This is a genomic window from Methyloversatilis universalis EHg5 (assembly GCF_000378945.1).
GTDB classification, from domain to species: Bacteria; Pseudomonadota; Gammaproteobacteria; order Burkholderiales; family Rhodocyclaceae; genus Methyloversatilis; species Methyloversatilis universalis_A.
In genome coordinates, this window is record NZ_KB900539.1 from 2491666 (window position 1) to 2517013 (window position 25348).

22 protein-coding genes are annotated in these 25348 nt (G+C 66.8%); 10 read left to right on the forward strand and 12 right to left on the reverse strand.

Annotated features, from left to right (window positions below; translation table 11 throughout):
- Nucleotides 1-45: 45 nt before the first annotated feature.
- On the forward strand, nt 46-639 hold the full coding sequence (locus METUNV2_RS0111480; RefSeq protein WP_018229621.1) for a pentapeptide repeat-containing protein: 594 nt from the start codon (nt 46-48) through the stop codon (nt 637-639).
- Nucleotides 640-658: 19 nt separating this feature from the next.
- Nucleotides 659-1174 (forward strand): c-type cytochrome, encoded by a 516-nt coding sequence (locus METUNV2_RS0111485; protein ID WP_018229622.1) that lies wholly within the window; start codon nt 659-661, stop codon nt 1172-1174.
- Between the two features lie 61 nt (nt 1175-1235).
- On the opposite strand, the gene METUNV2_RS0111490 is transcribed toward METUNV2_RS0111485, so the two are convergent.
- From METUNV2_RS0111490 to METUNV2_RS0111505, 4 genes are all read right to left on the reverse strand, one after another.
- Complete coding sequence (locus tag METUNV2_RS0111490) at nt 1236-2402, reverse strand: methyl-accepting chemotaxis protein (protein ID WP_018229623.1); 1167 nt, start codon at nt 2400-2402, stop codon at nt 1236-1238.
- Nucleotides 2403-2589: 187 nt separating this feature from the next.
- On the reverse strand, nt 2590-3876 hold the full coding sequence (locus tag METUNV2_RS0111495; protein ID WP_018229624.1) for a TRAP transporter large permease: 1287 nt from the start codon (nt 3874-3876) through the stop codon (nt 2590-2592).
- Nucleotides 3873-4487, reverse strand: a complete 615-nt coding sequence (locus tag METUNV2_RS0111500; RefSeq protein WP_018229625.1) for a TRAP transporter small permease — start codon at nt 4485-4487, stop codon at nt 3873-3875. The genes METUNV2_RS0111495 and METUNV2_RS0111500 overlap by 4 nt, the downstream gene beginning before the upstream one ends.
- A 63-nt stretch (nt 4488-4550) precedes the next feature.
- Nucleotides 4551-5555, reverse strand: coding sequence for a TRAP transporter substrate-binding protein (locus METUNV2_RS0111505; protein WP_018229626.1), 1005 nt, complete (start codon nt 5553-5555; stop codon nt 4551-4553).
- 180 nt (nt 5556-5735) lie between these two features.
- Here METUNV2_RS0111505 and METUNV2_RS0111510 point away from each other — a divergent pair, with 180 nt between their 5' ends.
- Both METUNV2_RS0111510 and METUNV2_RS0111515 read left to right on the forward strand, forming a co-directional pair.
- Nucleotides 5736-7670, forward strand: a complete 1935-nt coding sequence (locus METUNV2_RS0111510; RefSeq protein ID WP_232415668.1) for a sensor histidine kinase — start codon at nt 5736-5738, stop codon at nt 7668-7670.
- Nucleotides 7667-8278 carry a response regulator transcription factor gene (locus METUNV2_RS0111515; RefSeq protein ID WP_018229628.1) on the forward strand — a complete coding sequence of 204 codons (612 nt, stop codon included), beginning with the start codon at nt 7667-7669 and terminating at the stop codon, nt 8276-8278. Before METUNV2_RS0111510 ends, METUNV2_RS0111515 begins: the two co-directional genes overlap by 4 nt.
- On the opposite strand, the gene METUNV2_RS0111520 is transcribed toward METUNV2_RS0111515, so the two are convergent.
- From METUNV2_RS0111520 to METUNV2_RS0111530, 3 genes are all read right to left on the reverse strand, one after another.
- Nucleotides 8275-10059 (reverse strand): acyl-CoA dehydrogenase, encoded by a 1785-nt coding sequence (locus METUNV2_RS0111520; RefSeq protein ID WP_018229629.1) that lies wholly within the window; start codon nt 10057-10059, stop codon nt 8275-8277. The genes METUNV2_RS0111515 and METUNV2_RS0111520 overlap by 4 nt on opposite strands.
- A gap of 151 nt (nt 10060-10210) precedes the next feature.
- Nucleotides 10211-11146, reverse strand: a complete 936-nt coding sequence (locus tag METUNV2_RS0111525; RefSeq protein ID WP_018229630.1) for an FAD-binding protein — start codon at nt 11144-11146, stop codon at nt 10211-10213.
- A gap of 10 nt (nt 11147-11156) precedes the next feature.
- Complete coding sequence (locus METUNV2_RS0111530; protein WP_018229631.1) at nt 11157-11909, reverse strand: electron transfer flavoprotein subunit beta/FixA family protein; 753 nt, start codon at nt 11907-11909, stop codon at nt 11157-11159.
- Between the two features lie 209 nt (nt 11910-12118).
- Between METUNV2_RS0111530 and METUNV2_RS0111535 the strand changes: the two genes are divergently transcribed.
- The 4 genes from METUNV2_RS0111535 (at nt 12119) to METUNV2_RS0111550 (ending at nt 16409) form a co-directional block, all read left to right on the forward strand.
- Nucleotides 12119-12694, forward strand: coding sequence for a TetR/AcrR family transcriptional regulator (locus tag METUNV2_RS0111535; RefSeq protein WP_018229632.1), 576 nt, complete (start codon nt 12119-12121; stop codon nt 12692-12694).
- A 108-nt stretch (nt 12695-12802) separates the two neighbouring features.
- The gene (locus METUNV2_RS0111540) at nt 12803-14179 is read left to right on the forward strand and encodes a phosphomannomutase/phosphoglucomutase (RefSeq protein WP_018229633.1); all 1377 of its coding nucleotides are present in this window, start codon (nt 12803-12805) and stop codon (nt 14177-14179) included.
- Nucleotides 14180-14300: 121 nt separating this feature from the next.
- Complete coding sequence (locus tag METUNV2_RS0111545; protein ID WP_018229634.1) at nt 14301-15539, forward strand: EAL and HDOD domain-containing protein; 1239 nt, start codon at nt 14301-14303, stop codon at nt 15537-15539.
- 27 nt (nt 15540-15566) lie between these two features.
- The gene (locus METUNV2_RS0111550) at nt 15567-16409 is read left to right on the forward strand and encodes an HDOD domain-containing protein (RefSeq protein WP_018229635.1); all 843 of its coding nucleotides are present in this window, start codon (nt 15567-15569) and stop codon (nt 16407-16409) included.
- A gap of 61 nt (nt 16410-16470) precedes the next feature.
- On the opposite strand, the gene METUNV2_RS0111555 is transcribed toward METUNV2_RS0111550, so the two are convergent.
- The 3 genes from METUNV2_RS0111555 to METUNV2_RS0111565 form a co-directional block, all read right to left on the reverse strand.
- Complete coding sequence (locus METUNV2_RS0111555) at nt 16471-16764, reverse strand: hypothetical protein (RefSeq protein WP_018229636.1); 294 nt, start codon at nt 16762-16764, stop codon at nt 16471-16473.
- Nucleotides 16761-19379 (reverse strand): alanine--tRNA ligase, encoded by a 2619-nt coding sequence (alaS, locus tag METUNV2_RS0111560; RefSeq protein WP_018229637.1) that lies wholly within the window; start codon nt 19377-19379, stop codon nt 16761-16763. The genes METUNV2_RS0111555 and alaS overlap by 4 nt, the downstream gene beginning before the upstream one ends.
- A 96-nt stretch (nt 19380-19475) precedes the next feature.
- Entirely contained in the window at nt 19476-20498 is a 1023-nt protein-coding gene (locus tag METUNV2_RS0111565; protein ID WP_018229638.1) for an LLM class flavin-dependent oxidoreductase, read from the reverse strand.
- Between the two features lie 196 nt (nt 20499-20694).
- Here METUNV2_RS0111565 and glpK point away from each other — a divergent pair, with 196 nt between their 5' ends.
- Nucleotides 20695-22197, forward strand: coding sequence for a glycerol kinase GlpK (glpK, locus tag METUNV2_RS0111570; RefSeq protein WP_018229639.1), 1503 nt, complete (start codon nt 20695-20697; stop codon nt 22195-22197).
- A 33-nt stretch (nt 22198-22230) separates the two neighbouring features.
- On the opposite strand, the gene METUNV2_RS0111575 is transcribed toward glpK, so the two are convergent.
- Complete coding sequence (locus tag METUNV2_RS0111575; protein ID WP_018229640.1) at nt 22231-22914, reverse strand: response regulator; 684 nt, start codon at nt 22912-22914, stop codon at nt 22231-22233.
- Nucleotides 22911-24287, reverse strand: a complete 1377-nt coding sequence (locus tag METUNV2_RS0111580) for an ATP-binding protein (protein WP_018229641.1) — start codon at nt 24285-24287, stop codon at nt 22911-22913. The genes METUNV2_RS0111575 and METUNV2_RS0111580 overlap by 4 nt, the downstream gene beginning before the upstream one ends.
- A 209-nt stretch (nt 24288-24496) precedes the next feature.
- Here METUNV2_RS0111580 and METUNV2_RS0111585 point away from each other — a divergent pair, with 209 nt between their 5' ends.
- Nucleotides 24497-25339 carry a substrate-binding periplasmic protein gene (locus tag METUNV2_RS0111585; protein WP_026188098.1) on the forward strand — a complete coding sequence of 281 codons (843 nt, stop codon included), beginning with the start codon at nt 24497-24499 and terminating at the stop codon, nt 25337-25339.
- Nucleotides 25340-25348: the final 9 nt, after the last annotated feature.

A 25348-nucleotide genomic window follows, 5' to 3' on the forward strand; every position in this document is an offset into this window, starting at 1 on the left:
TTTCCGCCGTGCGGTTCTCGGGTGTCCTTTTTTTCCGGAGAACACATGCGAGGTCGCCTCCCTCGCGGTCGCATCCTTGCGGCCGCACTGCTGTCCGCATCTCTCACCCTCCCCGCCCACGCCGAAGTACAGAGCGGCGAGCCACCGGTCATCAACGGCTGTCCGATCTGGCCCTACACCCGCTGCCCGGGTGCCGACCTGCGCCATGCGGATCTGTCGGCCAAGGATCTGGCCGGCGCCGACTTCACCGGAGCGAACATGGTCAGGGTCGATCTGAGGTCTGCAAATCTGGCGGGCGCCATCCTGGACCGCGCCGACCTGACCGCCGCGCAGATGCAGAAGATCAGCATGCCGGCGTCCAGCCTCAAGGGCGCCCAGCTGCGCGGAGCGAATCTCGAGTTCGCCCGCATGTTCCGTGCGGACTTCAGCCACGCCGATCTCACCGCCGCCAATCTCGAAGCAGCCCGTCCGATGTTTGCCCGCTTCCACTACGCGCGGCTGATCGACGCCAATCTGCAGGAAACCAAGTTCGGCAGCGCCGATTTCCGGCACGCCATCGTCGATGGCTGCCTGATCCGCTACACCGTGTTCCTCGACGCCAATTTCGACGAGTGCAAGGGCTGCCCCGTCGGCTGGTGAACGGCCCAGGAGAAACGACATGCATGCATTGAAGAAGGCTCTGCCCGGCCTGATCGCACTGACTCTGATGGCCCAGGCGCCGTCATGGGCAGGGGATCCGTCGGTCGAGGCACTGCCGCCGAAGACCGATACCTCGTCGCTGCCGCCGATTCCCGACGGCTGGGCCGAGCTCAACCCCTACCGCGGCAACAGCGCAGTGGTGGCCACCGGTCGCGCGCTGTACAACGAGTCGTGCGCGGTCTGCCACGGGCCGGATCTCAACCACCGGAACCAGGTCGGCCCCAACCTGCTGCGCCTGCAGCGCGGATGTCAGAAAGTAGCCGATGCCGCACTGCACCAGCGCTGCATGGCCGATGTCGATCACTACTTCGTGAAATCGGTCCGGCGCGGCAAGCGGGTGCTGGACGTGCAGCACATGCCGCCATGGGACGGTGTACTGACCCCTCAAGCGGTATGGGCGATCCGCAGCTTCATCGAATCGCGAATCGACGAACAGGCCAGACTGAAACTCGGCGAAGCCAGACAGGCGCCCTGAAACGGGCGTAAAAAAGCCGGCCCCGGGGCCGGCTTTTTTCTTGCGCGAAGCGCGCCGGAACTCAGATCTGGAAACTGCGCAGACTGGCTTCCAGCTCGCGTGCCGAAGCGGCCACCGCTTCGCCCTGGGAAGCGGTCTGCGATACGCCACGCGCGTTGTCTTCCGACAGGGCCGACAGCTCGCCGGCGTTGCGCAGGATGGCGTGCGCTGTAGTGTCCTGCTCGCGCATGCTGGTGGCGACCTCGCCCGACTTGTGCGCCAGTTCGTCCATGCGGTTCAGGATGGATTCGAAGGTTTCCACCGCGTCACGCGAAGTGGTGACCGCTCCGCTTACCCGCTGGCTGGCCTGCCCCACACGCTCCACGGTTTCCTGCGCGTCGTGACGGATCTTGGCCACGATCTGTTCGATATCGGCAGTCGAGCCCTGGGTACGCTGGGCCAGCTTGCGCACCTCGTCCGCCACCACCGCGAAGCCGCGGCCCTGCTCGCCGGCACGTGCCGCCTCGATCGCCGCGTTCAGCGCCAGCAGATTGGTCTGGTCGGAAATGTCCTTCACCACATCGTTGATCTTGGCGATCTCTTCCGAATCCCTGACCAGGCGTTCGATCACCTGCAGCGATTCTTCCATTTCGCGGGCGATGCGGCTCACGCCTTCCATCGACACTTCAAGATCGGTCTTGCCACCGCGGGTGCTGTCACCTGCGGTGCGCACGATGCCGTCCATATCCGCCGACAGGTCGGCCACCTGACGTGCGGAGGCGGTCATCTCCTCCATTGCCTCGGCCACGGTACGGATGCGGTCCGCCTGCTGCGAACCGGTTTCGTTGGCACTGGTGGTCAGCCGTGACAGTTCTTCGGCCGACGAGGTCAGCGTCGAGGACAGCACGGTCATCTTCTCGATCAGCTTGCGGAAGGACTTGCAGGCCTGGTTGTACTCGTAGCCCAGCCAGGCGAAGTCATCCTTGCCGGACAGATTGAGCTTGTGATTGAGCTTGCCTTCGGACAGGCTGTGCATCGCATTGACCAGCAGTTCGGCACGCTGGCCGAAAGCGCTGCCGAACCACACACCGACGCCGACAATGGCTGCCGCGCAGATCGCGCCGGCCACCAGCAGCCCCGGCCAGCCCGGGAACAGCGTCTCCTGCACGCCGAAGACGGTCACGCACATGACCGACGCAAAAATCGAGTGGAAAAGGAAAGCCTTGCGAATGCTCAGCATGTTCGTCATGTCTCCGGTCCTTGTCTTTCTGGGTGGGCTCTGGTCGAACGGCTCTTTATTTTGTAGATGCCCGCCGTCGATCTCCTCAGGCTTCTGTAACGGGCGTTCACATTGCCGACTTGAGTCGCATCCATGAAAAAAGGCCGCATGGAACACCATGCGGCCTTGTGCATTGCAACAGAATTTCAGCGCAGCATCAGTTGATCATGCCCAGCATGCGCGGCAGCCACAGCGACAGCGGCGGCCAGTAGGTCACCACCACCAGGAAGCCCAGCATGGACAGCAGCCAGGGCCACACCGCCACCGTCAGCTCGGTGATGCCCATCTTGGTGATGCCGGAGGCCACGTAGAGGTTCAGGCCCACCGGCGGGTGGCACATGCCGACCTCCATATTGACCACCATCATGATGCCGAAGTGCACCGGGTCTATGCCCAGCTTGACCGCCACCGGAAACAGGATGGGCGCGAAGATGAGCACGATGGACGACGGCTCCATCACGTTGCCGGCCAGCAGCAGGATGACGTTCACCGCCAGCAGGAAGGCGATCGGGCCCAGGCCCTGACCCAGCATCCACTCGGCCAGCGCCTGCGGAATGTTCTCGTTGGTCATGATGAAGCTGAACAGCACCGCATTGGTGATGATGTACAGCAGCATCGCGCTCATGTTGGCCGAGTTCAGCAGCACCTTGGGCACGTCGCGCAGACCCATGTCGCGATACACGAACACCGCGACGATGAAGGCATACACCGCACTCATGGCGGCGGCTTCGGTCGGCGTGAAGATGCCGGTGTAGATGCCGCCCATCACCACCACGATCAGCAGCAGGCCCCAGATCGACTCACGGAAGGCCTTCAGGCGCTCGGCGGTCGAGGCTTTGGGCTGGCGCGGGTAGTCGAACTTGCGGGCCCGGTACCAGGTGACGAAACCGAGTACGCCGGCCAGCGCCAGGCCCGGCACGACGCCGGCCATGAACAGCGCACCGACCGAAGTGTTGGTCGCCACCGAGTACATGACCATCACGATGGATGGCGGGATCAGGATGCCCAGCGCACCTGATGTCGAGATGACGCCGGCGCCGAAGCGGTTCGGGAACCCCGCCTTCACCATCGCCGGCAGCAGGATGGAGCCGATGGCCACCACCGTCGCCGGGCTGGAGCCGGACACCGCGGCAAACAGCGCACAGGCCAGTACGCCGGCCAGGCCCAGACCGCCGTACCAGTGCCCGACCAGCGAAGTAGCAAAGGCGATCATCCGTTTCGCCACCCCGCCGTGGGTCAGGAAGTTGCCGGCCAGGATGAAGAACGGAATCGCCATGATTTCGAACTTCTCGATGCCGGTGAACAGCTTCAGCGCCACCGATTCCAGTGGCACCTGGGTCATCGTGAACAGGAAGGTGAGCACCGTCAGGCCGAGCGAGATCGAGATCGGCATGCCGGTCAGCATCAGCACGAACAGCAGCGTGAAAATGATGAGGGCGTTCATGCGCGTGCCTCCTTCGATTCGGTGACTTCGTCCAGACCATCGACATGGCCGTGGTCGTGGTGCGGCAGTGCACCGGTACGGATGAAGCCCAGCGTCACCTGCAGGAAGCGGAAACACATCAGGTAGGAACCGAAAGGAATCGCCGAATAGACGATCCAGGTCGGCCACTCCAGATCGGGCGTGGTCGGGCCTTCAGGAATGTCGGTCAGGTCGCGGCCCAGCCAGGAGAACACCGCGTGATGCGCGCCGTTTTCCCAGACGAAAGAGGCGCCCAGCGTGCCGACGGTGGCGGTAAACAGCGCGCCGGCAAGCAGGCCGAACACGACAAACTTCGCGCGATTCTTTGGCTGCAGCCGGTTGATCAGCACGTCGACCCCGACGTGGATGCCGGTGCGCACGCCGTAGGCCGCACCGAACTTGGCCATCCATACGAACATGATGATGGTCAGTTCCTGCGCCCAGCTCAGGTTGATCGACAGCAGCCAGTCCTGCAGGCCGGGAATCGCGTAGCCGGCGAGATAGCGGTGCACCACGGCGACGAACACGATGAGCGTCGCAGCACCGATGAGGGCAGTGATGAGCCACTCCTCAAGGTGATCGAGAAATTTCATGGGAAGCCTCCGGACGGAGAGAGGAGGAGGCGGCGACCGGAACGGCCGCCGCGGCAGACGCTGTTACAGCTTGGTGGGATCGAACGCGGTTTCCTTGTAGATGTCGCGCAGGGTCTGTTCGCCGATCCGGCTTTCCATCTTCTTGTGCACCGGCACCAGCGCACGCTTGAACGCCATGCGCTCGTCCGGGGTGGGCACGTAGATCTGGGTCTTGCCGCTCTTGCGGATGCCTTCCAGCGAAGCGTCGTTCTCTTCCTTCGCGATCTTGTTCGCGTAGGCGGTGGATTCCTTCATCGCGGTGTCCAGCTGGCCGCGCACATCGGCCGGCAGGCCGTCCCAGAACTTCTTGTTCACGATCACCGCATAACCCAGATAGCCGTGATCGGTCACGCTCATGTACTTCTGCACCTCATGCATCTTCTGGGTGTACATGTTCGAGTGCGGATTCTCGGTGCCATCAACCACACCGGTCTGCAGCGCCTGGTAGGCCTCGGAGAACGCCATCACCTGCGGCAGCGCGCCCAGCGCACGGATTTCCTCTTCCAGCACCTTCGACGACTGGATGCGCAGCTTCTTGCCCTTCAGGTCAGCCGGCGTCTTGATCGGGGTGTTGGCCGAGAAGGACTTGAAACCGTTGTCCCAGAAGGCCAGACCGACGATGCCCTTGGGCTCCAGCTTTTTCAGGATGGATGCGCCGATCGGGCCCTGGGTCACGCGGTGCAGTTCGTCGTAGTTATCGAAGATGAAGGGCAGGTCGAACACCTCGAATTCCTTCACGCCCAGCGGGCCGAATTTGGCCAGCGACGGCGCCAGCATCTGCACCGCGCCGAGCTGCAGCGCCTCCATCTCTTCCTTGTCCTTGTACAGCTGGCTGTTCGGATACACCTCGACCTTCACCTTGCCACCGGTCAGTTCTTCAGCGCGCTTCTTGAAGTACTCGGCTGCCTTGCCCTTCGGCGTTTCGGTCGCCACCACGTGGCTGAACTTGATCACGATGGGCTGCTGGGCCATGGCCAGCGGCGTCAGGCCCAGCGTCAGCAGGCCGAACAGCAGGGAATGCAGTTTCATGGTGTCTCCTCGTATTGGAAGGCCACACGGCGCGGACGGCCGATGTGATGATCGGATTCTGGTCGGCCGGGCAGCCCGCGGCCATTGTGGAAATCCGCAACCGCAGGGCCGGCTGTGGAAAACCGAAACACCACCCCTGCCCGACCCACTTATGATGGGCAGCCTGCCCCCTTGCCCGTCATGAATACCGTCCCCAACCTCACGCCCCCCCTGCCCGCTCCCGCCTCCGGCCCCGGCTGGTACTGGATCGTGCCGCGGATTGCGGTCGCGCTGTTTCTGGTCGCCATCGGTGCGCTGGTGTGGTGGCTGCACCGCAACGATCTGGACGAACAGCGCGCGACCTTGATCAACGACGTGCTGTGGATGGAACAGGACCTGCGCTTCCATCTCGACCGCAACGCCGAGCAGATGGCGCAGATCGGTCGCGACGCGGGCGACCGCCGGCTCGACCCGCTAGTGATCGAGGCCCGGCTGCGCAGCCTGATCGCCAACGGGCACGGGTTGCTGAAGATCGACACGCTGCAGGCACCGGATGTGGAGGGTGGCGAACTGGCGGGCCCGGCCCGCCTGTCCGGCACCACCGGTCGGGCGGTCTATCTGCCGCCGCAGCGCATGCCGGACGGCGACGTTCATTTCGAGGTGCTGGCGCCGCTGGGCGGCGATCTGGGCTGGATGCTCGGGCGCTACTCGATCGGCCAGATGCTGTCGCAGTCGGTGCCCTGGTGGTTTGCCGAGCGCTACAAGCTGGATGTGATCGACAACACCGAAGCCGTGCTGGCCAGCAAGTCCAAGGTGGCGGCCGAACACGGTGAGATGAATTACGCACTCGCCTTCGATCCGCCCGGGCACGGCCTGCGTCTGCGGGTAACCGCCTACCGCAGCGAGACACGGCTGCTGCCCGCGCTGCTCGTGGTCACCATCGTCGGCCTCGCGCTCACCATGCTGTGGAGCCTGTGGGCGCTGCGCCGGCATCTGGTGCGCCGGCTGGCCGCCGAACAGGCGCTGCGCGAAGAACACAGCTTCCGCACCGCGATGGAGGATTCGCTCATCATCGGCCTGCGCGCACGCGATCTCAGCGGCCGCATCAGCCACGTGAACCCGGCCTTCTGCCGCATGGTGGGCTGGAGTGCGGAAGAACTGATGGCGATGACGCCCCCCATGCCCTACTGGGCGCCGGAAGAGGCGGAACACATCCGCGCGCTGCACGACGGCATCCTGGCCGGCGGCGCCATGTCACACGAGGCGATGGAACTGAAATTCGTGCGCCGCGACGGCCAGCGCTTCGACGTGCTCATTTCCGAGGCGCCGCTGATGGATGCCCGCGGCCGTCACGTCGGCTGGATGAGTTCGGTGCTCGACATCACCGAGCGCAAGCAGGCGGAAGAGCTGTACCGGCAGCAGCAGGAAAAGCTGCAGTTCACCGGCCGCCTGATCACCATGGGCGAAATGGCCTCGACGCTGGCGCACGAACTGAATCAGCCGCTGTCAGCCATCGCCAGCTACAGCACCGCCTGCCTGAATATGGTCGAGCACGGCACCGGCACCCTGCCCGACCTGAAGGAGCCACTGACGAAAATGAGTTCGCAGGCAAAGCGGGCCGGCACCATCATCCGCCGGGTGCATGAATTCGTGCGCCGCTCCGAACCCAAGCGCGTGGCCTGTTCGCTGAACGATGTGGTCGAGGAGGCACTCGGACTGATCGAAGCCGATGCGCGCAAGCGCGACATCCGCATTTCCAGCTCGCTGGCCGGCGGGCTGCCCGACATCCACGCCGACCGGGTGATGATCGAACAGGTGCTGCTCAATCTGATCCGCAACGGCATGGACGCGATGGCCGCCTGCGCACCGGAGCGCCGCCGCCTGCTGATACAGACCGGCGCCGATGCCGAGGGCGTTCAGGTGTCGGTGCGCGACACCGGTGCCGGCATCCCGCCGGAGGTGGCCGACAAGCTGTTCGCCCCCTTCTTCACCACCAAGCCGGACGGCATGGGCATGGGGCTGAACATCTGCCGCTCCATCGTCGAACTGCACCACGGCCGGCTGTGGTTCGAGGCGGCTGATGGCGGCGGCACGGTGTTCATCCTGAAACTGCCTGCCGGAGGCGCAACGCCATGAGCGCACCCGAAAGCCAGATTTTCATCGTCGACGACGACGACGCCATCCGCGACGCGCTCGGCTGGCTGTTCCGCTCGCGCGGTCACGCGGTGCGCACCTGGCCGTCGGCCGAGGCGCTGCTGGACAGCGGCGAAATCGCCCACTGCGGCTGCCTGGTGCTGGACATCCGGATGGACGGCATGAGCGGACTGGAACTGTTCGACTGGCTGCACGAGCACGGCCACACGCTGCCGGTCATCTTCCTGACCGGACACGGCGACGTGCCGATGGCGGTCGGCGCGATCAAGCAGGGGGCGTTCGATTTCGTCGAAAAGCCCTTCAACGACAACGAACTGGTGGATCGCGCACTGGCCGCGCTGGCCATGCACCGTGAGCAGGTGTCGAAACGCGCCGCGCTGCAGGCGATAGAGGAACGCATCGCCCAGCTCACCCAGCGCGAGATCGAAGTGATGGAGCGGGTGCTGGCCGGCCAGATGAACAAGGTGATCGCCAGCGACCTCGGCGTCACCATGCGCACCGTGGAGGTTCACCGCGCACGCATCTTCGAGAAGATGGGCGTGCGCTCGGCGGTCGAACTGGCCCAGGTGCTGGCCGGCCGGAAAGACTAGAGCGCGGCCGCGTCGTCCAGCGCGCCCGCGGCACCGCTGCACACCATGTGCGCCAGCCCGCCGCATTCGCTCAGCACGTGATCGGCGTAGAAGCGGGCCGACACCGTTTTCGCGCGCAGGAAATCCGCATCGCCGTCGCCAGCCGCCAGCTTGCGCTGCGCGATCAGGGCGCTGCGCGCGAGCTGCCAGCCGCCGGCCGCGCGGCCGAACAGCATGAGCAGCGGCACCGCGCCGGCCAGCACCGCGCGCACGTCGCTGCGCCAGTGAGCAAGCACGAAATCGATGCCGCGTTCCAGCGCCTGCGTCGCGTCATCGAGACCGGCGGCGATGGCCTCCAGCCCGGCCGCGCGCAGTTCCACCGCCGTTTGACGCATGTCGGCCAGCACCGCGCGCGCGGCTTCGCCACCGTCGCGGGCGATCTTGCGGCCGACCAGATCGTTCGCCTGTATGCCGGTCGTGCCTTCGTAGATATTGGTGATGCGCGCATCGCGCAGGTACTGCGCGGCGCCGGTTTCCTCGACATAGCCCATGCCGCCGTGCACCTGCACGCCCAGCGACGCCACCTCGTTCGCAGTTTCGGTGCTCCAGCCCTTGACCAGCGGAATCATCAGTTCGACAAAGGCCTGGGCGCGCGTACGTTCGGCTTCATCCGGGTGACGCGCCGCGCGGTCGCGCGCCGCCGCGGTCACCGCCGCCAGCGCACGCATGGCCTCGACCTGCGACTTCATGCGCATCAGCATGCGGCGTACGTCCGGGTGACGGACGATGGCCACGCTGCCGCCGCCCTTCACGCCAGCCTCGCCACCTTGGCGGCGTTCATTGGCGTACTCGCGGGCCTGCTGGAAGGCGCGCTCGGCCACCGCGATGCCCTGCAGCCCCACCGCATAGCGGGCGGCGTTCATCATGATGAACATGTACTCGATGCCGCGGTTCTCTTCGCCGCACAGCCAGCCAGTGGCGCCACCGGCATCGCCGAAGGCCATCACGCAGGTCGGGCTGGCGTGTATGCCCAGCTTGTGTTCCAGCGACACGCAGCGCACGTCGTTGCGCACGCCGGGATTGCCGTCGGCGTCCGGAATGAACTTGGGCACGATGAACAGCGAAATCCCCTTGACGCCCTCAGGGGCGCCCGGCGTGCGGGCCAGCACCAGATGCACGATGTTGGACGCCAGTTCGTGATCGCCGAAGGTGATGAAAATCTTCTGTCCGGACACCCGGTAGCTGCCGTCCGGCTGCGGTTCGGCGCGACTGCGCACCGCCGCCAGATCGGAGCCGGCCTGCGGTTCGGTCAGATTCATGGTGCCGGTCCATTCGCCGCTCACCATGCGATCAAGGTAGAGCGCCTTCTGCGCCTCAGACCCGCACAGTGCCAGCGCCTCGATGGCGCCGGCAGTCAGCAGCGGGCACAGCGAGAACGCCATATTAGCGCCCATCACCATTTCCTGGATCTGCGCCACCGCCAGATGCGGCATGCCGGCGCCGCCGTGTTCAGGGTCGCAGCCCATGCCGTTCCAGCCGTTGTCAGCCCAGGCCCGGTAGGCCTGCGCGAAACCCTCCGGCATGCCGACCCGGCCGTCCTCGCCCAGTTTCGCGCCCACCCGGTCGCCCACCCGGTTCAGCGGCGACAGCACCTCACCGGTGAAGCGGGCCGCCTCTTCCAGCACCGCATCGATCACGTCCGGGCTGGCCTCTTCATAGCCCGGCAGCGCGGACACTTCGTCCAGGCCAGCCAGTTCCAGTGCGAAGCGCATGTCCTGCAGCGGCGCGACGTATTCGCTCATGAGCGTCTCCTCCTCGGGCTCTGACGGCCTTCGAGATTGAAAGAATGGGTGAAAGGAAAGGTGTGCGACCGGACGGTCGCGTGTGAACGCGCTTGAAAGTGGGCAAGAGACCGGAAGGGCAGCGCGGTCCGCCGCCCTTCCGGTACCGGCGTCAGCCCAGTTCCCTGACCAGCTGAGGCACCAGTTCGAACAGATCGCCGACCAGGCCGTAATCGGCCACCTGGAAAATGGCGGCTTCCTCATCCTTGTTGATCGCGACGATCACCTTGGAATCCTTCATGCCGGCCAGGTGCTGGATGGCACCGGACACGCCAATCGCGATATACAGATCGGGCGCGACGATCTTGCCGGTCTGCCCGACCTGCGAATCATTCGGCGCATAGCCGGAGTCGACCGCGGCACGGCTGGCGCCGAGCGCCGCACCCAGCCTGTCGGCCAGCGGCTCGAGCACGCTGGCGTAGGCTTCGGCGCTGCCCAGCGCACGGCCACCGGTCACCACCACGCGGGCATTGCCCAGTTCCGGGCGGGCCGAGGTCGACAGTTCCTGCGACACGAAGGCCGACAGCGGGCTGGCGGCCGGTGCGGCCAGCGCCTCGACCGGTGCGCTGCCGCCGGTGGCAGCCACCGGATCGAAGGCGGTCGCGCGTACCGTCACCACCTTGACCGGATCGGCGCTCTGCACCGTGGCCAGCGCATTGCCGGCGTAGATCGGGCGCACGAAGGTGTCGGCCGACACCACCTCGACGATGTCCGACACCTGGGCCACGTCCAGCGTCGCCGCGACGCGCGGCATGAAGTTCTTGCCGAAGCTGCCGGCCGGCGCCAGCACATGGCTGTGACCGACGGCGGCCGCCAGCGTCACCGCGGCCAGATCTTCCGCGGTCGGGTGGGCCAGGTGGGCGGCGTCGGCGCTCAGCACCTTCGCGACGCCCGGCACCGCAGCAGCGGCCGCAGCAGCGCCGGCGCAGCCGCTGCCGGCCACCAGCACGATGATGTCGCCGCCGATCTTCGCCGCGGCGGCCAGGGTGTTCAGCGTCGCCGGACGCAGGCCGGCGTTGTCGTGTTCTGCAATGACCAGAATGCTCATGTCGGGCTCCTCAGCGCAGCACTTTGGCTTCGTCGCGCAGCTTCGCGACCAGTTCGGCCACCGAGGCCACCTTGACACCGGCCTGACGCTTCGGCGGCTCGGCCACCTTCAGCGTCTTCAGGCGCGGCGACACATCGACGCCCAGTTCTTCCGGCGTCACGGTGTCCAGCGGCTTCTTCTTCGCCTTCATGATGTTGGGCAGGCTGGCGAAGCGCGGTTCGTTCAGGCGCAGGTCGGTGGTGATCACCGCCGGCAGCGCCACGCTCACGGTTTCCAGACCGCCGTCGATTTCGCGGGTGACCGACGCGCGGCCATCGGCCACGCTCACCTTCGACGCGAAGGCCGCCTGGCCCCAGCCCAGCAGCGCAGCCAGCATCTGACCGGTCTGGTTGGCGTCGTCGTCGATCGCCTGCTTGCCGCAGATCACCAGTTGCGGCTGTTCGCGGCCAGCGACCGCCTGCAGCAGCTTGGCCACCGCCAGCGGCTGCAGTTCGGCATCGGTATTCACATGGATGGCGCGGTCGGCGCCCAGCGCCATCGCGGTACGCAGCGTATCGACGCTGCCGGCCACGCCGGCCGACACCACCACCACTTCGGTCGCGATGCCGGCTTCTTTCAGGCGCACCGCCTCTTCCACCGCGATTTCGTCGAAGGGGTTCATCGACATCTTCACGTTCGCGGTTTCCACGCCGCTGCCATCTGCGGCCACGCGGATCTTCACGTTGTAATCGATCACCCGCTTGACCGGGACCAGAATCTTCATGCCTGCGCCTCCTGCGCTCTGCTGCACTGCGTTGATGATGGAGTCGGATGGTAAGGCGAACGGCCGCCGGCCGCATCGCGCACACGCTGTCCGCTCATCCGCTTCAACTTCCATACGGATGCGTATGTACGGACCATACGGTACCGTATGCGCAATTGAGCCGTCAACAGTCCACAGCGGTCCACAGCAATCCGCACCGGAATACCGTCATGTCCGATACCGATTCCCCTCCCCGCCTCCAGACCGATCAGCAAACCTGGGTGCGTGCAGCAATACAGACCCTGGCCGATGCCGGGCTCGATGGCGTGAAAGTCGAAACGCTGGCACGCCAGCTAGGCGTGACCAAGGGCAGCTTCTACTGGCACTTCAAGGACAGACGCGCCCTGCTCGACGCCATGCTGGAACACTGGCGCGATGGCCGCATCGACGACATCCGTGGTCGCACCCAGGCCGCCCCCGGCGAGGAAATCGCCCAGCTGCTGCACGTGATCGACACCTACAGTCTGGTGCGCAACCGGCGCGGCATGCAGGTCGAACTGGCGGTGCGCGACTGGGCGCGGCACGACGCCGCAGCCCGCGCCACGCTGGACGCGGTGGATGCGGTACGGCTCGAATGCACCGCCACGCTGTTTCGCGCCGCCGGTCGCAGCGCCGACGAAGCCGCCAACCGCAGCCTGCTGCTGTACGCCTACGTGTTCGGTCTGGGCATGATGGACAGCGAGCGCGACACGCCGCGCCCGGCCGAAACCCGGGCCTTCATCGCCAACCTGATCACGGGCGGCTGACACTTTGCAAAACAATGCCGCGCGCCTGTCATGGGCGGCACGCGATAATTGATGCATTGCCGCATCCCCGCTGGCGCCCCACAGAACAGAACGCAGAAAGGAAAACCGATGTCCTTCCCGGCACCCGAAATCTTCAAGGCCTACGATATCCGCGGCATCGTGGACAAGACGCTCACCGCCGACGCGGTGCGCGCCATCGGCCACGCGCTCGGCTCCGAGGCGGTGAAGCGCGGCCAGCGCACGATCGCGGTCGGCCGCGACGGCCGGCTGTCGGGCCCGGAACTGGCCGGTGCGCTGGCCGAAGGCATCAACGCCGCCGGCGTGGATGTGCTGGACATCGGCTGCGTGCCGACCCCGCTGTCCTACTTCGCCGCTTTCGATCTGGGCACTGACAGCGCCGTCAGCGTGACCGGCAGCCATAACCCGCCGGACTACAACGGCCTGAAGATGGTGCTGGGTGGCCAGACGCTGTACGGCGACATGATCCAGGACCTGCGTCGCCGCATCATCGAAAACGATCTGGTGCACGGCCAGGGCACGACCCGCCAGGCCGACGTGCGCGACGCCTACATCACCCGCGTCACCGCCGACGTGAAGCTCAAGCGCCGCATGAAGGTGGTGATCGACTGCGGCAACGGCGTGGCCGGCGACATCGCCCCGCGTCTGTTCGAGGCGATGGGTTGCGAAGTGGTGCCGCTGTTCTGCGAAGTGGATGGCAATTTCCCGAATCACCATCCGGACCCGTCCAAGCCGGAAAACCTGGAAGACGTGATCCGCGTGCTGGCCGCCGGCGACGCCGAAATCGGCCTGGCTTTCGACGGCGACGGCGACCGCCTCGGCGTGGTCACCCGCGACGGCGAAATCATCTACCCGGACCGCCAGCTCATGCTGTTCGCCGCCGACGTGCTGTCGCGTCAGCCGGGCGCCCAGATCGTCTATGACGTCAAATGCACCCGCCTGCTGGCACCGTGGATCCGCGAACACGGCGGCGAACCGGTCATGTGGAACACCGGCCACGCGCTGATCAAGGCCAAGCTCAAGCAGAGCGGCGCCGCGCTGGCCGGGGAGATGAGCGGTCACATGTTCTTCAAGGAACGCTGGTTCGGCTTCGACGACGGCCTCTACGCCGGCGCCCGCCTGCTGGAAATCCTGTCCGCCTCGCCGGACGCCAACGCGGTGCTGAAGGCGCTGCCCACCGCCACCTCCACACCCGAGCTGAATCTGAAGATGAACGAAGGCGAACCGCACGCGCTGATCGCCGCAATGCAGCAATCAGCGGTGTTCGACGGCGCCCGCGACATCATCAAGATCGACGGCCTGCGGGTCGAGTACGCCGACGGCTTCGGCCTGATGCGCGCATCGAACACCACACCGGTGGTCGTGCTGCGCTTCGAGGCCGATAACGAAGCCGCGCTTGCCCGCATCCAGGCCGACTTCCGCCGTGTTCTGCTGGGTGCCCGGCCGGAGCTCGCACTGCCGTTCTGAGCACAGTCCGCCCATCCTCCGCGGCATGGCGGATGGGCTGCCGCGGGGCGGTATGAAACCGACGTGAAATAAATGCGTTCCCGCCCCTAAATGTCGCGGCCGGCATGCCGACAACAGGTTCATGCTCACTGCCGCTACCAACAACATCTATGTCGGCCGACAGCCCATCCTGGACCGGACCAGTGCGCTGTACGCCTACGAACTGCTGTTCCGTTCCGGCCATGTCGGACAGGCGGATTTCCATTGCGATATCAGCGCCACCGCGCGCGTGATCACCTCGGTATTCAACGAACTGGGGCTGGAACGCTCGCTCGGCGACGCACTGGGCTTCATCAACGTCAGCGAAGAAATGCTGATGTCCGAAGCCATCGAACTGCTGCCGGCAGACAAGATCGTGATCGAGCTGCTCGAAACGGTGCCGCCCACGCCCGAAGTCATCACCCGCGCACGCGAGCTGGTACGCAAGGGCTTCAAGCTGGCGCTGGACGACGTGCTCGAGCTGGACGAGCGCTTCCTGCCACTGATCCGCATCGCCTCCTTCATCAAGATCGACCTGCTGGGCGTACCCGCCGACGCGCTGGCCGATCTGGTCGAGAAATTCCGTCCGTTCAGCGCCAAGCTGCTGGCGGAAAAGGTCGATAGCGCAGAACAGGCGGCCTACTGCCACCAGCTCGGCTTCAGCTTCTTCCAGGGTTATTACTTCGCCCGCCCCAGCGTGCTCAGCACGCGCACGCTCACCGCCAGTGAAACCACGCTGCTGCGCCTGCTCGGCATGGTCATGAGCGACGCCGACACCAGCGAGATGGAGCCGCTGATCAAGCAGGAGCCGGCGCTGCTGGTGAACCTGATGCGCATCACCAACTCGGTCGGCAACGGCAGCAACCGCCAGATATCGACCGTGCGCGAAGCAATCACCCTGCTCGGCCGGCGCCAGTTGCAACGCTGGCTGCAGCTGCTGCTGTTCTGTTCGCAGGAAGGTGGTGGCGACAACAAACCACTGCTCAACATGGTGGCCACCCGCGCCCGCACGATGGAACTGCTGGCCGAACGCTGCGACAACCGCAGCTGCGACCCTGACGCCGCCTTCCTGACCGGCATCCTGTCGCTGCTGCCCACCCTGCTCGGCGTGGGCATGGATGAAGTGCTGCGCACCCTGGCGGTGGACGACCACATACGCGGCGCACTGACCGACGGCCACGGTCTGCTCGGCAACCTGCTCGCACTGCTGCGCAACTGGGAAGAGGACGCACTGAACGACTATGCGCAGGCACTGGGCGCGCTGCCACCGCTGACGGTCGAGGATTTCAATGTGGCGGTTTCCGAAGCCATGACCTGGGCGGCCGACCTCGGCAACCGCTGACACGGTCGTTCGACAGGACACGATTTGATGACCCAGCCCCCGACCCACGCCATCGAGCGCCTGTTCGCCGCCGCCGGCCAGCTGCCCACCATTCCCCGTGTGGTGCAGAAGCTGATCGAAACGCTGCGCGACGAAGACGCCGACCTGCAGCCGCTGATCGCCGACATCCGCACCGACCCGACCATTTCCGCCCGTGTGCTGAGGCTGGCCAATTCCGGCTTTTACGGCACCCGGCGCAGCGTCGGTTCAATCGACGAGGCGGTCACGCTGATCGGCACCCGCGCAGTACGCACCCTGGTCATTTCGGCCGGCATCAGCGGCAGCTTTCCGAAGGTGCCCGGCGTCGATCTGGAGAAATTCTGGCGGCACGCCATGCTCACCGCCACGCTCGCGTCGGTGCTGGCGAAACGGGCAGGCATGAATGGTGAGTACGCCTACAGTGCCGGCCTCATGCACCGGGTCGGCCAGCTCATGATCCACATCGCTTTCCCGCGCATCGCCGACGAAATCGCCCGCGACTGTCACGACCTGAGCGTGGGCGAACGCGCCGCGATGGAACAGCTCAAGCTGCACACCAATCACTGTGAAGTGGGCGCCGAACTGGCCATGCGCTGGAATTTCCCGGACGACATCGCGCACGCGCTGCAGCACTACAGCCAGCCTCAGCTCGAAGAGGCCGGCGATCTGTCCCGGCTCACCCATCTGGCGGCACGCATCGCCTTTGCCATCAGCGACGGACTGCCGGCTGCCGGCATCGCCGGTACGCTGGACCCGGCCCTGACCCGTGCCTGCGGCCTGGAACGTGAAGCGCTGGTCGATGACATCGTGCAGTGCGCAGAACAGGCGGCCAGCGGAGACCCAGGCATCTAGTATCCAGACAGCTTCCATGAAATGAAAAAGCCGCCCGTGGGCGGCTTTTTCATTTCAGCGTTCAGCGCATCTTCGGGTTCAGCGTGCCGCGGTTGTAGTCCTTGTCACCGGGCAGCAGCGTGCGGGTGCCGAACCAGCCGCCCTGCGCACCTTCCGGCCGCAGCTGATTCTGCGGATAGCTGTCGGCCACCTTCTTCGCCTCGGCCTGCTTCGCCTGATCGACGAAGCGCCAGCGGCCGTCCGGCATCAGTTCGACCCGGTCGCCGGCGGCGGTGGTCGCCTCGATCACCGCGCCCTCGCCCGCCTGCGCGCAGACGGACGCCAGCAGCATCAGCACGGCCGCACGCGTTTTCATCCGAGCTTTCCTTCCACCCACTTCGCCACGCCGGTCAGCGCGGCCGGCAGATTTTCCGGCTGGGTGCCGCCCGCCTGCGCCATGTCCGGCTTGCCGCCGCCCTTGCCGCCGACCTGGCCGGCGACGAAGTTGACCAGTTCGCCGGCTTTCACCTTCGCGATCAGATCCGCGGTCACGCCAGCGATCAGGCTCACCTTGCCGTCGTTCACCGCGGCCAGCACGATGGCAGCCGAGCCGAGCTTGTCGCGCAGCTTGTCCAGCGTTTCGCGCAGCGCCGGCACGTCGGCGCCTTCCATCACCGCGGCCAGCACCTTCGCGCCGCCGACAGCCACCGCCTGCGCGGCCAGTTCGTCGCCCTGACTGGCGGCGAGCTTGCTCTTCAGACGGGCGATTTCCTTTTCCAGCGCGCGCACGTTGTCGATCACCTGAGCGATCTTGGCCGGCAGCTCATTGGCCGGCGCCTTGAACGCGGCAGCGGCTTCCGACACCAGCCTGTCCTGACGCTGCACGAAAGCCACCGCGTTCTCGCCGGTGATGGCCTCGACCCGGCGCACGCCGGCAGCGACGCCCGCTTCCACGGTGATCTTGAACAGACCGATGTCGCCGGTGCGGGCGACGTGGGTACCACCGCACAGTTCGCGCGACGAACCGATGTCCAGCACGCGCACCTCGTCGCCGTACTTCTCGCCGAACAGCATCATGGCGCCCGACTTCTGCGCGTCCTCGATGCCCATCACGCGCGCCTGGGTGGCCGCGTTGGCGAGGATTTCGGCATTGACGATGCGCTCGACACGGCCGATTTCGTCGTCGGTCATCGGCGCGGTGTGCACGAAATCGAAGCGGGTCTTGTCGGCGTCGACCAGCGAGCCCTTCTGCTGCACGTGGTCGCCCAGCACCTCGCGCAGCGCCTTGTGCATCAGGTGGGTGACCGAGTGGTTGCGCGCGGTGGCGGCGCGGGCGCGCACATCAACACGCGCGCTCACGCTGTCGCCGACCGCGATGCGGCCGGTGCCGACCACGCCGTGGTGACCGAACACCGCCGCCTGTATCTTCAGCGTGTCCTCGACCTTGAAAATGCCCTGGGCCGCGCGCAGTTCGCCGCGGTCGCCAACCTGGCCGCCGGATTCGGCGTAAAAGGGCGTGTTGTCCAGCACCACGACGCCCAGTTCGCCTTCGTGCAGTTCATTCACCGGAGCGCCATCGCGGTACAGCGCCAGCACCTTGCCGGCCGCGTCCAGCGTGTCGTAGCCGTGGAAGGTGGTGGACGCGCCGTCGTATTCGAGCGCGGTCGCCATCTTGAACTTGCCGGCGGCGCGTGCCTGTTCCTTCTGGCGTGCCATTGCGGCGTCGAAGCCTGCGGTATCCACGGTGAGGCCGCGCTCGCGGCAGATGTCTGCGGTCAGATCGAGCGGGAAGCCGTAGGTGTCGTGCAGCTTGAACGCGGTTTCGCCATCCAGCGGCGTGCCCTGCGCCAGCGCGGCCAGCGCCGATTCCAGGATGTCCATGCCGTTGGCGATGGTGGCGAAGAAGCGCTCCTCTTCCTGCCGCAGCACGTCCATCACCTTCTGCTGCGCCGCAGCCAGATCCGGATAAGCAGCACCCATCTGCGCCACCAGGTCCGGCACCATGCGGTGGAAGAAGGCGGCGCGTGCGCCCAGCTTGTAGCCGTGACGGATGGCGCGGCGAATGATGCGGCGGAGCACGTAGCCGCGGCCTTCGTTGCCCGGAATGACGCCGTCGGCGATCAGGAAGGAACAGGCGCGGATGTGGTCGGCCAGCACCTTCAGCGACGGCGTGTCGAGGTCGGTGGTCTGTGTTTCGCGCGCGGCGGCGGCGATCAGCGCGACGAACAGGTCGATTTCGTAATTGCTGTGCACGCCCTGCAGCACCGCGGCGATGCGCTCCAGACCCATGCCGGTGTCCACGCTGGGCTTGGGCAGCGGATGCAGCACGCCCGCTTCGTCGCGGTTGAACTGCATGAACACGTTGTTCCAGATTTCGATGTAGCGGTCGCCGTCCTCGTCCGGCGAGCCCGGCGGGCCGCCCGGAATGTGGGCGCCGTGATCGTAGAAGATTTCGGTACACGGGCCGCAGGGGCCGGTGTCGCCCATCATCCAGAAGTTGTCCGAGGCGTAGCGCGCGCCCTTGTTGTCGCCGATGCGGATGACGCGCTCGGCCGGCACGCCGATTTCCTTCGTCCAGATGTCGAAGGCTTCGTCGTCTTCGGCATAGACGGTGATCGTGAGCTTGTCCTTGGGCAGCTTGAACACTTCGGTCAGCAGTTCCCACGCGAACGCGATGGCGTCGCGCTTGAAGTAGTCGCCGAAGCTGAAGTTGCCCAGCATTTCGAAGAAGGTGTGGTGACGCGCGGTGTAGCCGACGTTTTCCAGATCGTTGTGCTTGCCGCCGGCGCGCACGCATTTCTGCGAGGTGGTGGCGCGGTTGTAGCTGCGCTTGTCGAAGCCGAGGAACACGTCCTTGAACTGGTTCATGCCGGCGTTGGTGAACAGCAGCGTCGGGTCCTCGTGCGGCACCAGCGAGCTGGAGGACACGATCTGGTGGCCCTTGGAAGCGAAGAAATTCAGGAAGGCGGAGCGGATATCGGCGCTGTTCATGGTCGGCAATCAGGATTTCAGGGCGCGCGCTGCGGCGCGAAAACAGTCGCGGATTCTAGCATTCGCGCCGCCGCCGGCCTGATGGCCGTGGCGCGTTCAGGCGACGGCCGGCTCCGCGCTCACGCCGGCCACCTCGGCGACGATGCGGCAGGAACGCAGGCGCAGCGCGAAGTCGTGGATGTCGGTCACCACCATCAGTTCGTCCGCGCCAGTGCGCTCGACCAGCGACGCCAGGCCGCGGCGCACGGTATCGGGGCCGCCGACCACCGCTTCGGCGAGGAAGGCATCGACCGAGGCCTTCTCGTGGCCGGCCCACAGCGGCGTCATGTCGGCCACCGGCGGGCGCAGCCGCAGTGACTCGCCGCGCATCAGCGCCAGCACACGCTGCTGCGTCGAGGTGAACAGCCCGCGCGCCTCGTGGTCGCTGTCGGCGGCGATCACCGGCACGCCCAGCATCAGGTGCGGCCGGTCGAGCACCGCCGATGGCCGGAACAGTTCGCGGTACAGGCGGGCGGCCTCCAGCATCATGCGTGGCGCGAAATGGGCGGCGAAGGCGTAAGGCAGGCCCAGCTGGGCCGCCAGCTGCGCACTGAACAGGCTGGAGCCGAGCAGCCACACCGGCACTTCGGTGCCCTCGCCCGGCATCGCCCGCACCGCCTGCCCGGGCTGCGCCGGCGCCAGCAGCGCGCGCAGTTCGGCCACCTGCTCCGGAAAGTCGTCGCCATTGGCTGAAAGATCGCGACGCAGTGCGCGCATGGTCGCGCGGTCGGCGCCCGGCGCGCGGCCCAGCCCCAGATCGATGCGCCCCGGATACAGCGTGGCCAGCGTGCCGAAGCTTTCCGCCACCACCAGCGGCGCGTGATTGGGCAGCATGACGCCGCCCGAGCCTACGCGGATGCGCGAAGTCTGGCCGGCCACGTGGCCGATCAGCACCGCGGTGGCGGCACTCGCGATGCCATCCATATTGTGGTGCTCGGCCAGCCAGTAGCGCCTGAAGCCCAGCTGTTCGACATGACGCGCCAGCGCGACGGCTTCCTGCAGCGCATCGGCCACGCTGCCACCGTGGCGGACCGGCACCAGATCGAGCATGGACAGCGGAATGTTGAACGGTTCGGGCATCGGGGCTCCAGCTCGGAAGACTGCGGTGGGGACGGAGGGCGGCGGACTGCGCACAGCCCGGCCGTTGCGGGCACATGCCAGTGGATATCGGGGCGGCGCGAAAGTTTGCAAGCGCCGGCTGGCCCGGTATCGTCGAGCACTGCAGCGGAAGGCCTGTTCCGCCCGCGCCCCACCGTGAAGAGGGAGGAGTTCCGCCGTGACCGACGCCGCGCACACGACTGCCGCACAGGGCTTCATTCTCGCCCTCGACCAGGGCACGACCAGTTCGCGCGCGCTGGTGTTCGACGCCGCCGGCCGGGTGGTCGCGATGGCGCAGCGCGAACTTCCCCAGATGTATCCGCAGCCTGGCTGGGTCGAACACGATGCGCTGCGCATCTGGACCGACACCCTGGCCTGCATGCACGAAGCGCTGCTGCGCGCGGCGCTGAAACCGGCCGACATCGCCGCCATCGGCATCACCAACCAGCGCGAAACCGTGGTGCTGTGGGACAGAGCGACCGGCACGCCGCAGGCACCCGCCATCGTATGGCAGGACAGGCGTACCGCCGACGCCTGCGCCCGGCTGCGCGCAGACGGACACGAAGCCTTCGTGCGCGGCCGGACAGGGCTGGTGCTCGACCCCTACTTTTCGGCCAGCAAGATCGCCTGGCTGCTGGACCATGTGCCCGGCGCCCGCGGCCGTGCCGAACGCGGCGAACTGGCCTGCGGCACCCTCGACAGCTGGCTGGTGTGGCAGCTCACCGGTGGTCGCCGCCACATCACCGACCTCACCAACGCCAGCCGTACCCAGCTGCTGGACATCCGCAGCGGGCGCTGGGACGACGATCTGCTGGCCCTGTTCGGCGTACCGCGCGCGCTGCTGCCCGAAGTGCTGCCGTCGGCCGGCCCTCTGGCCGATACCGACCCCGCCCTGTTCGGCCGCGCGATTCCGCTGACCGGCATCGCCGGTGACCAGCAGGCAGCGCTGTACGGTCAGGGCTGCAACGCGGCCGGCCTGGCGAAGAACACCTATGGCACCGGCTGTTTCATGCTGATGCACACCGGCCGGCAGGTGATCGCCTCCACCCACGGCCTGCTCGCCACCTGCGCGGCGCAGACCTCGAGCGACATCGAATACGCGCTCGAAGGCAGCGTGTTCGTGACCGGGGCGCTGGTGCAGTGGCTGCGTGACGGGCTGGGCCTGATCGCGCGCTCGGCCGACATCGAGGCGCTGGCCGCCAGCGTGCCGGACAGCGGCGGCGTCACCGTGGTGCCGGCCTTCACCGGGCTGGGCGCGCCGCACTGGTCGGCGGACGCGCGCGGCGCGCTGTACGGGCTGACCCGCGGCACCACCCCTGCCCACATCGCCCGCGCCGCGCTGGAGGCGATCGCGCTGCAGACGCTGGACGTGATGCGCGCGATGGAAGCCGACGCCGGCGCGCCGCTGCGCGCGCTGAGGGTGGATGGCGGCGGCACCGCGAACGCCCTGCTGATGCAGATGCAGGCCGATCTGCTGGGCTGCCCGGTACAGGTGGCGCCGACCGCCGAAACCACCGCGCTGGGGGCCGCACTGCTGGCCGCCCGCGGCTGCGGGCTGGACATGGCGCTGCCGGAAACCGGCGGCCGCAGTTTCGAGCCGCAGGACGACACGCTGGCCACCACGCTGCTGCCACGCTGGCAGCAGGCGATCGCAGCCACCATGCAGATGGCTGCGCGCTGAAAGTCGGTCACCGGGGGCCGGCCGCGCCGCAGCTCAGTCTGCAGCCCCCTCAGCGCCGCCCGGACTGTCGCCGCTGCCGCCTTCCGCGCCGCCACCCATGCCCCACTTGAGCGCCAGCCGTACTAGATCGATGTCGGTGCGGGTGCCGAGTTTGGCCTTGATCTGATAGTGAGTGTTCTGCGCGGTTTTCGGGCTGATGTGCAGCATCTGGCCGATCTCGTCCGGCGTGCGGCCGTCGAGCAGCAGCCGCAGCACCTCGAATTCGCGCGGTGACAGCGCATCGAGCGGATTGTCCGACTCGTTCAGCAGCGCAAGCGCCAGTTCGGGCGCGATGTCCGGGCTGAGCACCCGGCGCCGTGCCGCCACCTGATAGACCGCATCGATCAGCACGTCCGGCGCGCAGCTCTTGGTCACGTAGCCGAGCGCGCCGGCGCGCAGCGCCTGCGACGCGAACAGCGGGTCACGGTGCATGCTGAACACCAGAATGCGCGCGCGCCCATCACGCTGCACCAGCCGGCGCACCAGTTCGACCCCGCCCATGTCGGGCAGGCCCAGGTCCAGCACCACCACGTCCGGCTCCACGCTGCGGAAGGCGGTCAGCGCCTCGCCCGCGGTGGACGCCTCCGCCTCGATGCGCAGGTCGGGCCGGCGTTCCAGCAGCCGGCGATAGCCTTCGCGCACCACCGCGTGATCGTCGACCAGCAGCAGACGGATCATGCGAGCACTCCTTCGTTTCTGTTCGTCGCCGCGCCGGCATCGGCCGGCAGTACCACCTCGACCCGCAGGCCACCTTCGCTGCGCGGCGTCAGCGTGAGCCGGCCGCCCAGCGCATTCACCCGCTCGCGCATGCCCAGCACGCCCAGCCCGCCTTCGAACTTCGCACCTTCGAGCGGCCGGCCATCGTCATCGACGCTCAGTCTGACCTCGCCGCCGACGCAGCGCAGCGATACCGCGATATGACGGGCATCCGCGTGCTTCTGCGCATTGGTCAGGCTTTCCTGCACGATGCGGTAGAGGCTCACGTTCAGGTTGTCGGCCAGACCGGACGGGTCACCCTGAATGTCCAGCGTGTGCAGGCAGCGACCGTGGCTGCTGCGGTTGCGGCTGTCGATCAGCTGTTCCAGACAGGCCGCCAGACCGAAAGCTTCCAGCCCGACCGGCCGCAGTTCGCGCAGGATGAGCTGCAGCACTTCCATCATGTGCGCGGTGATGCGCGAAATCGCCTCGGCGCAGGGCGTGAGCGCCGGCAGCTGGTCGTGCGCCAGTTCGCGCGCATAGGCCGCCTCGGCCTGGATGGAGGTGAGGCACTGGCCCATTTCGTCGTGCAGTTCGCGCGCAAGCCGGCGCCGCTCCTCCTCGCGCACGTCGAGCAGACGGCGGGCAAGCAGGCGCTGTTCCTCCATGGTGTGCTGCAGCCGGCCGGCCAGATGGTTGAACACCTGGCCGATGCGCTGCAGTTCGATCAGTTCGAAAGACGGCAGGCGCACCGACAGGTCACCGGCCTGCATGCGCTCAACGCCGCGCAGGATGTCATCAGCCGGGCGCAGCACCCGGCGCACCGGCAGATAGACCAGCACGTTCAGCAGCAGCACGCCGGCGGTGATGATGAGCAGGTTGCGGATGGCGGTCGCCACCGACTGCGCCACGCTGTTGTAATTGGGCGTCAGCAGCAACTCACCTACCTTGATGCCCGGATAGCGGCCGACCGCGCCGACATAGCGCGCCTCCTCGCCCACCACCCGGCGCATCAGGCTGGCCGGCAGCCAGACCGGCGCTTCGGCGTCGCCGAAACAGCGCTGCACCACCGGACGTGAGTAGATGTTGATCACCTCGGCACAGAAATGCACCAGCCGGCCTATGCCCTCCAGATCGTTCAGTTCCAGCGAACCCAGATCGCGCACGAAAGGCGGCGACACGCGGGAAATCTCGTTCTCGATCAGCTGCTTGATGGTGTCGCCGGTACGCGGGATGTCGGCGTGCAGCCGTTCGCGGGTCTGTACCAGCGTGAATGCGATCGCGCAGGCCAGCAGCAGCAGCGCAAACAGCGTGATGCGGATCAGCAGGATGCGCTTGAGGTCTACGCGTTTCATCGGCAGGCGTTACGAGACGGGTGATGGAGGCACATTGTGCGCATGCGCTGATCAGCCGGCCAGCGCGGCCGGATCATAGGGTGCCGCCCGACGGCCCGGAGCGGGCAATTTGACCGTACCGCCTGCGGCAGAACACCGGCGTGCCGGCAGCCGGCCCGGCCTAAGCTGCGCTCACTCTCAACACGGAGCATCCGAACGTGACCTTCCGCATGACATCAAGCCGCCTGAAGACTTTGCTGGGTACAGCCCTGCTCGCCGCCGGCCTGCTCGCCACCGCAGCCGCCGATGCCCGCGATCTCGCCGAAGTGAAATCCAGCGGCCAGCTGCGGGTCGGCCTGTACAAGGACTTCCCTCCCTACGCCGACGACGGCGCCGGCATCGATGTCGACATCGCGCGCGCGCTGGCCGAAAAAATGGGTCTGAAAGCGGTGCTGGCCAGCTATGACGCCGGCGAGAACATGGACGACGACCTGCGCAACATCGTCTGGAAGGGCACGGTGCTCGGCCCGGCAGTCTCCGACGTGATGGTGCACGTACCGGTGGACCCGGTCATGAGCCAGCGCAACCCGCAGGTGCGCATCTTCGGCGCCTACCACCGCGAAACCCTGGCCGCGCTGCGCGACACCGAAAAGCTGCCCAAGCTGGACAAGGTGGCTGACATCGACCAGCAGCCGCTGGGCGCCGAAGGCGAATCCATCCTGTCGATGGCGCTGCTGTCGTCGGACGCCGGCCGGCTGCGCAGCCAGCTACATCACTATGCGTCGATGACCGATGCCCGCAAGGCGCTCGAATCCGGTGAAATCGCGGCCTTCCTCGGCATGCGCAGCCAGATCGAACCGATGAAGGCCGCCACCGGCAGCCGCTTCACGATGAGCAATCCGCCGCCGCTGCCGGGCCTGCCGCAGGCCGGCTGGGCGCTGGGCATGGCGGTGGTGGCCGACGCCGCCGACCTGGAACAGGCGCTGAAGAAGGCGCTGGCCGACCTGGAAAGCGACGGTACGCTGGACCGCATTTTCAAGAAGCACGCGGTCACCCGCATGCCGCCGCTGTAACCGGGCGAC

Bases quoted from the DNA above. Each gene is read 5' to 3' on its own strand.
- METUNV2_RS0111480 (WP_018229621.1), top strand. From the start codon at position 46: ATGCGAGGTCGCCTCCCTCGCGGTCGCATCCTTGCGGCCGCACTGCTG.
- METUNV2_RS0111485 (WP_018229622.1), top strand. From the start codon at position 659: ATGCATGCATTGAAGAAGGCTCTGCCCGGCCTGATCGCACTGACTCTG.
- METUNV2_RS0111490 (WP_018229623.1), bottom strand. From the start codon at position 2,402: ATGACGAACATGCTGAGCATTCGCAAGGCTTTCCTTTTCCACTCGATT.
- METUNV2_RS0111495 (WP_018229624.1), bottom strand. From the start codon at position 3,876: ATGAACGCCCTCATCATTTTCACGCTGCTGTTCGTGCTGATGCTGACC.
- METUNV2_RS0111500 (WP_018229625.1), bottom strand. From the start codon at position 4,487: ATGAAATTTCTCGATCACCTTGAGGAGTGGCTCATCACTGCCCTCATC.
- METUNV2_RS0111505 (WP_018229626.1), bottom strand. From the start codon at position 5,555: ATGAAACTGCATTCCCTGCTGTTCGGCCTGCTGACGCTGGGCCTGACG.
- METUNV2_RS0111510 (WP_232415668.1), top strand. From the start codon at position 5,736: ATGAATACCGTCCCCAACCTCACGCCCCCCCTGCCCGCTCCCGCCTCC.
- METUNV2_RS0111515 (WP_018229628.1), top strand. From the start codon at position 7,667: ATGAGCGCACCCGAAAGCCAGATTTTCATCGTCGACGACGACGACGCC.
- METUNV2_RS0111520 (WP_018229629.1), bottom strand. From the start codon at position 10,059: ATGAGCGAATACGTCGCGCCGCTGCAGGACATGCGCTTCGCACTGGAA.
- METUNV2_RS0111525 (WP_018229630.1), bottom strand. From the start codon at position 11,146: ATGAGCATTCTGGTCATTGCAGAACACGACAACGCCGGCCTGCGTCCG.
- METUNV2_RS0111530 (WP_018229631.1), bottom strand. From the start codon at position 11,909: ATGAAGATTCTGGTCCCGGTCAAGCGGGTGATCGATTACAACGTGAAG.
- METUNV2_RS0111535 (WP_018229632.1), top strand. From the start codon at position 12,119: ATGTCCGATACCGATTCCCCTCCCCGCCTCCAGACCGATCAGCAAACC.
- METUNV2_RS0111540 (WP_018229633.1), top strand. From the start codon at position 12,803: ATGTCCTTCCCGGCACCCGAAATCTTCAAGGCCTACGATATCCGCGGC.
- METUNV2_RS0111545 (WP_018229634.1), top strand. From the start codon at position 14,301: ATGCTCACTGCCGCTACCAACAACATCTATGTCGGCCGACAGCCCATC.
- METUNV2_RS0111550 (WP_018229635.1), top strand. From the start codon at position 15,567: ATGACCCAGCCCCCGACCCACGCCATCGAGCGCCTGTTCGCCGCCGCC.
- METUNV2_RS0111555 (WP_018229636.1), bottom strand. From the start codon at position 16,764: ATGAAAACGCGTGCGGCCGTGCTGATGCTGCTGGCGTCCGTCTGCGCG.
- alaS (WP_018229637.1), bottom strand. From the start codon at position 19,379: ATGAACAGCGCCGATATCCGCTCCGCCTTCCTGAATTTCTTCGCTTCC.
- METUNV2_RS0111565 (WP_018229638.1), bottom strand. From the start codon at position 20,498: ATGCCCGAACCGTTCAACATTCCGCTGTCCATGCTCGATCTGGTGCCG.
- METUNV2_RS0111575 (WP_018229640.1), bottom strand. From the start codon at position 22,914: ATGATCCGTCTGCTGCTGGTCGACGATCACGCGGTGGTGCGCGAAGGC.
- METUNV2_RS0111580 (WP_018229641.1), bottom strand. From the start codon at position 24,287: ATGAAACGCGTAGACCTCAAGCGCATCCTGCTGATCCGCATCACGCTG.
- METUNV2_RS0111585 (WP_026188098.1), top strand. From the start codon at position 24,497: ATGACATCAAGCCGCCTGAAGACTTTGCTGGGTACAGCCCTGCTCGCC.